This window comes from Streptomyces sp. YS-3 (assembly GCF_045257485.1).
Lineage (GTDB): Bacteria > Actinomycetota > Actinomycetes > Streptomycetales > Streptomycetaceae > Streptomyces.
This window is the reverse complement of record NZ_JBJHPC010001127.1, coordinates 1-814: the sequence shown is the minus strand read 5'-3', so window position 1 is coordinate 814 and position 814 is coordinate 1. Positions and strand designations below refer to the sequence as shown.

General features: G+C 74.4%; 1 pseudogene. It reads right to left on the bottom strand.

Annotation, left to right across the window (positions count from 1 at the left end):
- A pseudogene (locus ACJA3G_RS37905) lies at positions 1 to 634 on the bottom strand (3-oxoacyl-ACP synthase); the annotation flags it as partial.
- Positions 635 to 814 lie beyond the last annotated feature (180 nt).

Below are 814 nucleotides of genomic sequence, written 5' to 3'. Positions count from 1 at the left end.
GGTCGGTGGCGTAGGGGTGGCGGGAGCCGCCTGCGGCGATGGCGATGAGGTCGCTGCCGCTTCCGTCGGCGCCGAGGTCGACCGCCGTGATCGCACCGGGTTCGTCGGTGGCGCCCCGGCGCAGGCATACGGCGCCGGCGCCGTCGCCGAACAGGGGTGCGGTGTCGCGGTCGGCGGGGTCGATGATGCGGGAGTAGGTCTCCGCCGCGATGACCAGCGGGCGCGCGTACAGGCCCGCCAGCAGCATGCCGCTGGCCACGGCGGTGGCGTAGACGAAGCCGGAGCAGACAGCCGCGAGGTCGAACGCGGGCACGTCTGTCAGGCCGAGGCGGTGGGCGATTTCGGGGGCGGTGGCCGGGCATCGTCGGTCGGGTGTGGTGGTGGCGAGGATGACGAGGTCGGGCGCCCAGCCGGAAGCGGACTGCAGGGCGGCTTCGCCTGCGGCGGTTGCCAGATCGCCGGTGCTGACGTCCGGGCCGGCGTGACGGCGCCGCTGGATGCCGGTGCGGGTGCGGATCCATTCGTCGGTGATGTCCAGGGCTGCGCGGCGTGCGACGTCGTCGTTGGTCAGGATCTTCGGGGGAAGACAGGAGCCCAGGCCGCAGATCACGGCTGCGGGACGGGGAATGCTCACCTCGTGCTCCCTTCTGGGGGCCGCACACGGACAGGCTGATACGGGGGGGCGCCGGCCGGGTTCGCCAGCGGGCGCCAGGGGTGCTGCGCGCCGCCGGAGCATCCAGGGCCGGCCCAACGGGAGGGTCGCGCATGTCGGGCCTTTGGGGTGGTCGGGGGCGGGGATGTGCCGCGGCCCCCC